Source organism: Promineifilum sp. (SeqCode) (assembly GCF_041918635.1).
In the GTDB taxonomy this organism is placed as follows: Bacteria; Chloroflexota; Anaerolineae; order Promineifilales; family Promineifilaceae; genus Promineifilum.
The window spans coordinates 1-6,697 of the sequence record NZ_JAYRVJ010000712.1; the positions used below are offsets into that span (position 1 = coordinate 1).

Sequence of the window (6,697 nt, forward strand, 5' to 3'; positions counted from 1 at the left end):
AGGGCGAATGAAGGCGTCAGGCTCGCGGCTCAATTGCTCCATGCGCGTCTTGTCGCCCAGGATGCTGCCGCGCGACAGGCTGCTGCTGGGATCCACAGCCAGCACGGCGACCCGGTGGCCGTCGCGGATCAGCCACACGCCCAGGGCCTCGATGAGGCTGCTCTTGCCCGCGCCGGGCACGCCGGTGATGCCGACGCGCATAGCCCGGCCGCTGTGGGGCAGCAGACGACGCAACACCTCCTGGGCCAGTTCGAAGTGGGCCGGGGCGTTGCTCTCGACGAGGGTGATGGCGCGGGCCAGCACGGCGCGGTCGCCGGCCAGGACGCCGGTGACGTATTCGTCTACGGTTAGCGGTCGCCGGGATGGCGGCGATCCGGCGGGCGGCGCGCCGGCGTCCGCGCCGGTCTCTTCGCGCCGCAGGCCATCGTGGCCTCCGGTCACGCCGGGCATGACGTGGGTGGCGAAGCCCTCGTCGGCGTCTTCGGGGGCCCATTCGGGGCGGCGGGGTGTCGAGTCGTTAGATGAGGTCATGGCGGTTGATGGAAGGAAGCTGACGCAAAGAACGCCAAGAGGGCCAAGCGCGCAAAGGGCATCTTCTTTGCGTCCTTGGTTCACCTGGCGTTCTTTGCGTGAGCTTCTTACAGCCCCACCCCATACGTATACTCCAAACTGCCATACGCCTGGCCGTGGGTCTGGCGGGTGACGGGGTGGCCGGCGACGCGGCCGTCAAGCGCCTCCATACGGAAGAGGTACTCGTTGTAGTTCCAGTGCGATTCGAGCCGGCCCAGGATCGGCCGGTCGATGTAGAAACGCGACAGGCCATAAGGCGCGGCCAGGAAGGATAGGTGGTCGCCGGCGTCGTTGCGGGCCTCGATCTGGAAGTGCGGGTGGGGGCCGCGGCCGAGGACGGGCGTGGCCGCCATGCGGTTGAAGCGCACCGGTTCGCCCGCACCGGGTGGGATCCACATGGCCGACTGAGCGATGGAGAGTGTCGCCTGTTCCAGCCGGTTGTTGCGGAAGAAGCGATACCCCTTGCGAAACAGGTTGAGGCCCAGATAGGGCACGTAGGCGGTGAAGAGCGTTTGATCGGGGAAGACGGCCCAGATCCACTTCCAGGGGAAGACGGGGATGTTCAGGCATACGCGCTGGAAGAAGCCGACTCCTTGTAGCGTCTCCGGGCCGGTGGGCAACTGGAAGCGTCCGCGGAAGTTGAGCCGCCGCCAGGCGATGTAGTGCGTGCCGCCGAAGGGCGTGGTGATGTCCATGGAGATGACCGGCGACGACGTGGGCGAGTCGAGCGCGCCCCACGTCTCGAATGTCGATTCACCGCCGGGCGCGCAGATGGTCGCGGCCAGACCAACTGGCTCCGTGGCCGAGCGGCGAAATTCCATGCCGTGCTCGTCGGGGCCGTCGCAGCGCAGGAAGCCATCGCGCGCGTCCATGACCGCCGGCCCAGCAGCGCGCAGCAGGTATTCGTGGCTCTGATCGTCGGCATACCAGCCGACCGACATGGCGTCGAAGCGGTCGAGACCTTCAGCCAGCGGCCGCCGCCGGTCGAGGCCGGGCAGCCACACGTCATTGATGCGGATGCGCCGGCCGGCGCGGGCGGCGATGGTGAACATCAGCTGGCGCGGGCCATACCCCTCCGGCCCCTCCGGGAAGAGCAGGAAGAACCACCAAGTGGAGGACGAGCCGTTCTGGCGCTCCGGCAGTTGGTTCCAGACGAGGTCGAGGACGGATTGGTGAGCGGCTAGATCTTGTTGTGCCATCGAAGAAGAATCATCCGCAGATTTCCCAGATTGAGCAGATTCTTTGATTATAGGGCAATTCGGGCGGGGAGGCAGGGTTAAGAGACGTTAATCCCTCTTTGGCGCGCGCGCCGGCCGCGTCTATACTCGTGCGAGTCGAACAGGTGAGGCGAAGGGATGATTAGTATCTACCGCGACGGACAGTGGGGCTTACAGCCGGTCGAGACGTATGATCCGGGGACATGGATCCACATCGAGAACCCTAGTGACGAGGAGATCGCGCACCTATGTAAGGTGATCGCCTTGCCGGAGACGTTCCTGAAGGCTGCGCTCGACCAGCGCGAGGTGGCGCGTTCGGACTCGAAGAATAACACGCACATGGTCATCGTGCGCGCGCCCTATGACTTCGGCACGCAGGATCGCGTGCCCTATCGCACCGTGCCGCTGGGCATGGTCGTCACGCCCGACCACTTCATCACCATCTGCCGTCACCCCATCGATTTCGTCCGCGACCTGAATTACAACTACGATGAAGGGGAATTGCACACCCACCGCACCAACCGCATGATCCTGGCTATCCTGAGCGTCGTGGCGAACTGGTTCCTGCTCTATCTGGAGGAGATCGACAAGCGGCTGGAGGATGTCGAAGACCGCTTGAAGGACTCTATTGAGAACAGCGAGATGCTCGAACTACTGCGCTACGAGAAGAGCCTGGTCTACATGAAGACGGGTTTGGAGTGGAACGACCAGATGGTTCAGCATTTGCAGGATAAGACCGGTTTCAGCTGGCGGTCGGAGGACAGGGAGATGTTCAAGGACGTGCGCGTCGAGTATCGGCAGGGGTTCTACATGGCCGACACGATGCTGACCGTGCTGGGGGAGATGGCCGACGCCTACACCTCGCTCATCTCCAACAACCTGAACGTGGTCATGAAGTTCCTGGCGGCGGTGACGATCGTCCTGGCGCTGCCGACGCTGGTGTCGTCGGTCTACGGCATGAACGTCTCCCTGCCGGGCGAGTCGTTCGAGCGGATGTTCATCGTCATCCTCATCCTGGCCGTGTGCATCGCGGCGGTCGTGGCGTGGTGGTTCCATCGGCGCGGCTGGCTGTCGTTCCATTGGCGGCAACCAGATAAGAATTGAATTCACAGATTTGCAAGCATCGTATCCGGCAGCATGACACTGACCTCGTCGCTCGCTGAGAACTCTGGCTGGCCGGTGATGGTCTATAGCGCCCTGATCGCCGCGGTGCCGGCTGCGGCGTTCTTCCAGTGGCGGTGGGGCGTGACGCTGGCGGCGGCAGGCGTCCCGCTGTGGGTTTAGCCGATGGTTCGCGCTGGCTATCGGGCGGACATCGTCGCCGTTGTGGTGGCGGTGACGTTGGTATTGGAACTGTGGGTGGCGGCGGATGCGTGGCAGGGGTGGGGATGAAGAGGGAGAGAGGAAGAATCCGCAGATTTCGCAGATTACGCAGATTTTTCGGCGTTGGGCCAGTGTTGCGCTCGTTCACTCTACCGCTATTCTTGGCGGCGTTGGTCAGTTGCGTGCCGGCGGCGATCCCCTCGGCCGGATTGGAGATGTTGACGATGGCGGAAGGCAGTGTGGGCCGGAGCGGCCTGACCCGGCGCTTTGTGCGCCAGTTCACCAACTACGCAGAGCCGGACGGCCCGCTCTATACCGGCGAGCACGTGCCCGCCGCGCCCGCCACTCCGAACGAGTTGGTCGTCGTGTCCTATAACGTGCAATACGGCGAGGCGATTGATGAGACGATCAAGGCGTTCCGAACGATAGCGCCGCTGCCGGAAGCCGGCATCGTCCTGTTGCAGGAGATGGACGCGCCTGGCGTCGAGAGGCTGGCGCGGGAGTTGGGCTACAACTACGTCTACTATCCGTCCTCGGTGGCCCACGATGGCGACGACTTCGGTAACGCCATTCTGGCCCGCTGGCCCATCGTCGAGCCGCGCAAGGTCATCCTGCCCGGCTTGCACCCGCTGACCGGCCAGCAGCGGACGGCGACGCGGGCCGTGGTGCAGATTGGCGAGTTGGAGGTGCTGGCCTACTCGGCTCACCTGGAGATCGCCACCGCGCCGCCGGCGCTGCGGCAGGAGCAGGTGGCGGCGCTGGTGGCCGACGTGCCGGAGGACGCGGGTGCGGTGGTTGTCGGCGGCGACTTCAACATCATGACCGGGCGGGGCGTGTCGGCGCTGGCCGCGCGTTTCGCCGACGGCGAGTTGCTCCACGGCTCGGCCGGCAATGGGCCAACGATCAAGCGCTACGGCCTGCGCGTCGCCGCGCCCGATCACGTCTTCGCCCGCGGCTTCAACGTGGCCGGGTCGGGCGTCCTGCTCGGCGTGTCGGCGAGCGATCATTATCCGGTGTGGGTGAGGTTGGAAAAGCAGTAGGCGCGCGGTTTGTCAGGCAGTGAAACCAAGGAGGGACATCATGCCGCTTGCCACAGGGGATGTGCTCAGTAGTCGCTACCGAATCGTCCAGTTGCTCGGCCAGGGCGGCATGGGGGCGGTGTATCGCGCTTGGGATCTCAATCTGAAGAAGACGGTCGCTCTCAAGGAGAATAGCGACGCCTCGCCAGAAGCGCGGCAGCAGTTCGAGCGGGAGGCGACGATGCTGGCCCATCTGTCTCACCCCAACTTACCGCGTGTCACCGACCACTTCTTTCTTTCCAACCAGGGTCAGTATTTGGTGATGGACTACGTCGAAGGTGAAGACCTGGAGTCAATGCTGGATCGGCTTAGGCGCTTGCCTGAAGACCAGGCACTCAACTGGGTAGTCCAGGTTTGCGACGCGTTGGCTTACCTGCATAATCGTCCGCAGCCGATCATCCACCGCGACATTAAGCCGGCCAACATCCGTATCACCCAGGATGGACGCGCTGTGCTCGTGGATTTCGGCATCTCCAAGGTCTATGATGCGGAAGCCAAGACGACGCTTGGGGCGCGGGCGGTCACGCCTGGTTATAGCCCACCAGAACAGTATGGCGGCGGTTCGACCGACGCGCGGTCGGATATCTACGCCCTGGGCGCGACGCTCTATCACTTGCTGACCGGCAGCGCGCCGCCGGAGAGCGTCAAACGTATGGTAGGCGAGACGCTAACGCCGCCCCGACTGATCGAGGCGCGGATCAGCCCGACGGTGGAACAAGCCGTGCTGATGGCGATGGCTCTGCCTACAGAAGGTCGATTCCAGAATGCGGCAGCGTTGAAGGCGGCGCTGACGACCCAACCGCTCAGCAGCGATGCGGGCCGGATGTTGGTCGCGGCGCCATTGGCGGTGCAATCGGCAACCGCTTCGGGCGGACAGCGAGTCAATCGCGGACTGATTATCGGCGTAGTGGCCGCGTTGCTGTTGGCAGTGCTGGCAGGCTGGTTCTTACTGGCTAATCGAGGGAGCACGCCAAGCGACGACGTTGAACCCGGCACGGGGTCGGCCGCAACCGAGGTTGCCCCAGACACGCCTATGGCAGCTTCCCTGGTGACGGCTACCACTGCGTCAACGACCACCACTATACCCACTAAGACGCAAAGCTCGTCGGAGACGGCGGTCCCCACCGTCGTGGACACGGTTGCGCCGACAGCCACTAGCCCACCACCAACCGCCACACTGCTGCCTACGCCATTTCCATCAGCCACGCTGCCTCCGACCCCAGCTTGTGCGGCTGTGGCCGCCCCTTTTGAGGGCGCGCGGTCGGCGGCTCAGGAGCGCATCGGGTGCGCAGTAGGACAGCCGATAGGTCACTCCGGTGCGGAGGAGCGCTTTGAGTTGGGTATGATGTTTTGGCGTAGTGACGCCATTGATGCCGGCCAAGCCCTCGTGGCCTTCGACAACGGGACGTGGCGCGTTTTCCAGCACGCTCCCTATGTTGAAGGCAGCCCGGAGTACGCCTGTACTGATGCGAATACGCCGCCCCAGTGCCCGCCGACGCCGCGCCGCGGTTTCGGCACGATGTGGTGCGAAGTCCCGGCCATCCGGAACGGCTTGGGTAACGCGCAGGAATGTGAGCGCGGCTACAGCGGCTCACAGCAGAACTTCGAGCGCGGCTTCATGCTCAACACCGACAGCGGTCTCTTTGTCTTCTTCGATGACGGCACGTGGCAGCGTTACTAAGGCAGCGTCACCACGAAGTCGAACACGCCCGTCCGGCCCTCGCTCCCCTGTGTGACGGTCATCTCAAGCTCTGGGCGATAAAGTCCATCGGTCGCGTTTTGCGGCTCATCGGGGAAATAGAGTTGGGTGGTCAGGATGGGGCCGCCGGGGGCCATGACCTTGACGTGGATGTGGCGCGTGCGGCCGGGGTAGAGGCCGGGGAAGACCGTTTCCAGGGTATAGCGGCCGTTGGCGTCGGTGAACTGGTGGCCGCGCAGCCGGTAGCCGCTGTTGTCGTACTGGCCGGCGGCGTCGGCGTGCCAGAAGTCGAGCCACGCGTCGGGGATGGGCGCGCAGTCGGGGCCGAGGACGTAGCCGGAGACAACGAAGCGTTCGCCGGGCATACCCGCCTCCAGCAGCGAGGCGCGCTCCGGCGTGTCGGGTGTGTAGTAGGGCCCTTCGGGATTGTCGGGCGTCAGGCCGTTGCAGACCGGCGCGGGCAGGACGGCCGCCTCCGGCGCGGCGACGCTGGCCGTAGGCGCCGGCGCGGCGGGGTCGGGCGTGGGCGTGCGCGTGGGGATGGTCGGGTCGCCCTCGGCGCGGCTGGTGTCCTCCCCGGGGGCGGGGAAGGGGGTTAGCATGGGGCTGGGGGAGGGAATGGCTGTGGGCGCATCGGCGCCGGGAGCCGTGGCAGCGATGGCCTGAGTGGCGGCCGGCGGCGCGTCCGCCTCACTATTTCCGCCGCAAGCAGCAAGGGTTAAGAGCAGCGTCAGGGACAGCAGGAGAGCGAGTTGTCGGCGTGGATTGCGGATCGGATTGCGGATCATAGGGCGTAATTCTAGCAGAGG

The 6,697-nt window shown here is 64.9% G+C and carries 6 protein-coding genes and 1 pseudogene; 4 read left to right on the plus strand and 3 right to left on the minus strand.

From position 1 onward, the window contains the following. Together ACE3UY_RS20815 and ACE3UY_RS20820 are read right to left on the minus strand one after the other, a co-directional pair. Positions 1-531, minus strand: a pseudogene (locus ACE3UY_RS20815) (methylmalonyl Co-A mutase-associated GTPase MeaB); the annotation flags it as partial. Positions 532-638: 107 nt separating this feature from the next. Beyond that, on the minus strand, positions 639-1,769 hold the full coding sequence (locus ACE3UY_RS20820) for a hypothetical protein (RefSeq protein WP_374689396.1): 1,131 nt from the start codon (positions 1,767-1,769) through the stop codon (positions 639-641). Positions 1,770-1,925: 156 nt separating this feature from the next. Here ACE3UY_RS20820 and ACE3UY_RS20825 point away from each other — a divergent pair, with 156 nt between their 5' ends. From ACE3UY_RS20825 to ACE3UY_RS20840, 4 genes are all read left to right on the plus strand, one after another. Beyond that, the gene (locus ACE3UY_RS20825; protein WP_374689397.1) at positions 1,926-2,891 is read left to right on the plus strand and encodes a magnesium transporter CorA family protein; all 966 of its coding nucleotides are present in this window, start codon (positions 1,926-1,928) and stop codon (positions 2,889-2,891) included. Positions 2,892-2,924: 33 nt separating this feature from the next. Continuing rightward, positions 2,925-3,071, plus strand: coding sequence for a hypothetical protein (locus ACE3UY_RS20830; RefSeq protein ID WP_374689398.1), 147 nt, complete (start codon positions 2,925-2,927; stop codon positions 3,069-3,071). 170 nt (positions 3,072-3,241) lie between these two features. Continuing rightward, positions 3,242-4,150: an endonuclease/exonuclease/phosphatase family protein gene (locus tag ACE3UY_RS20835; RefSeq protein ID WP_374689399.1), complete on the plus strand. Its 909-nt coding sequence runs from the start codon at positions 3,242-3,244 to the stop codon at positions 4,148-4,150. A gap of 40 nt (positions 4,151-4,190) precedes the next feature. Further along, positions 4,191-5,870, plus strand: a complete 1,680-nt coding sequence (locus ACE3UY_RS20840) for a serine/threonine protein kinase (RefSeq protein WP_374689400.1) — start codon at positions 4,191-4,193, stop codon at positions 5,868-5,870. On the opposite strand, the gene ACE3UY_RS20845 is transcribed toward ACE3UY_RS20840, so the two are convergent. Further along, on the minus strand, positions 5,867-6,697 hold an 831-nt coding region (locus tag ACE3UY_RS20845; RefSeq protein WP_374689401.1), incomplete at its 5' end, for a hypothetical protein. The genes ACE3UY_RS20840 and ACE3UY_RS20845 overlap by 4 nt on opposite strands.